Below are 2,047 nucleotides of genomic sequence, written 5' to 3' on the forward strand. Positions count from 1 at the left end.
TTCGTGAAGGTAAAGCTAAAATCTTGGTTGCGACTGACGTTGCTGCGCGTGGTTTAGACGTACCGACTATTTCTCACGTGATTAACTTTGGCTTGCCAATGAAACACGAAGATTATGTGCATCGTATCGGTCGTACAGGTCGTGCAGGTCGTACAGGTCAGGCGATTACTTTAGCAACTTATCGTGAGCGCGGTAAAATTCGTGCCCTTGAAGATTATTTAGAAGCGCGTTTGAGCGTTTCTGAAATCGAAGGCTTAGAGCCATCTCCACCTCCTGCGCGTTCAGGTCGTGATGGCGGTGGTCGTGGTCGCGGTGGTAACGGTGGTGGTCGTCGTGAAGGCGGTCGCGGTGGTTTTGGTAGCGGTCGTCGTTTTGAAGGCGAAAGCAACTTTAAACGTCGTGAAGGTGGTCGTGATGATCGTCCGCGTCGTAGCTTCGATGATAAACCACGTGGTGAACGTCCTGCATTCGGTGGTGAAGATCGTCCGCGTCGCGAGTTCAATTCTGACCGTCCACGTCGTGAAGGCGGTTTTGAAGATCGTCCAAAACGTAGCTTCGGTGGTGAAGATCGTCCGCGCCGCGAATTCAATTCTGACCGTCCACGTCGTGAAGGTGGTTTTAATGATAAACCGCGTTTCGAATCAAATGATGACAACCGTGGTAATCGCGTAGATTACAAACCACGTCGTGAGGGTGGTTTCGGTGATCGTCCAAAACGTGATTTTGGTGATCGTCCAGCACGTCGCGAAGGTGGTTTTGGTGACCGTCCACAACGCTCATTTGGTGAAGATCGTCCAAAGCGTAGTTTTGGCGGTGAAGATCGTCCTAAACGTACTTTTGGTGGTGAAGACCGTCCAAAACGTTTCGGTGATGACCGTCCGCGTCGTGGTGTAAACGAAGAAAACTTTGGTCGTGACCGTTCACGTAAAAATGATCGTTAAGATTTAATTTCTGAAGTTATTTTAAAGCCGATGCTTTTATGCATCGGCTTTTTCTTGTAATAAAACTATCAAAAAATATATAATATGAGAACTGTATCAGGTTTTTATTGTAAAAATGAAAGAAAAAAAGGATCTTAATGTAAAATTCTTGTCCCGATTACGTCATTTCAATTTGCGCAAACTTGGCGCAGCGCTAGTAATTGGGAATGCTTTATATTTTTCTTATAGTATCTACGTTCACCATGATATTTCGCCGCAAGCACTTGCAATGCAAGATCATCAAAATAACAGTATTCAGCTCATCAAGTAATTGGTCGTTTCATTGTTAAATAACAAGAATTTCATAAACGTTCAGTGCTATATTATATGAGCTTAAAATATGCAGGAACATATACTGCTATGAATAATTCGATACTTTCGACAGCTCAGCCACTGATTGAAGTGAAAAATCTGAGTTTTAATCGAGGGGAGCGCGTCATCTATGACAATGTTGATTTAACCATTCGACGTGGACAAATTACAGGCATCATGGGACCATCAGGCACAGGAAAAACAACACTATTACGTTTAATTGGGGGACAATTAACCCCAGATCGTGGTGAGGTTCTGCTTGATGGTAAGGATATTGCCAGCATGTCTCGTCAAGAGTTATTTGCTGCACGGGCACGTATGGGTATGCTGTTTCAAAGTGGCGCACTCTTTACCGATATGTCTGTCTATGAAAACGTGGCATTTCCAATCCGTGCGCATACCCATTTACCAGAACATTTAATCGCTGAATTAGTCGGACTTAAATTAGAATCCGTCGGTTTGCGCGGTGCAGAACACTTGATGCCAACAGAACTGTCAGGCGGGATGAATCGTCGTGTGGCTCTAGCACGAGCCATTGCCCTTGATCCAGATTTGATCATGTATGATGAACCTTTTGCGGGTCAGGATCCGATTGTAAAAGGAGTGTTGACGCGATTGATCCGTTCACTCCGTGAAGCATTAGATCTAACCACGATAATTGTGTCTCATGATGTTGCTGAAACACTTGAAATTTCAGATTATATTTATGTGATTGCCGAAGGTAAAATTCAGGGTGAGGGGACACCTGAACAATT

2 protein-coding genes are annotated in these 2,047 nt (G+C 44.4%); both read left to right on the forward strand.

Annotated elements, in window-relative coordinates; genetic code table 11:
- On the forward strand, positions 1 to 941 hold a 941-nt coding region (locus J500_RS16680), incomplete at its 5' end, for a helicase-related protein (RefSeq protein ID WP_034700724.1).
- Positions 942 to 1,340: 399 nt separating this feature from the next.
- On the forward strand, positions 1,341 to 2,047 hold a 707-nt coding region (locus tag J500_RS16690; protein WP_034700726.1), incomplete at its 3' end, for an ABC transporter ATP-binding protein.

It is taken from the genome of Acinetobacter sp. 479375 (assembly GCF_000581715.1).
Classification (GTDB): Bacteria; Pseudomonadota; Gammaproteobacteria; order Pseudomonadales; family Moraxellaceae; genus Acinetobacter; species Acinetobacter ursingii.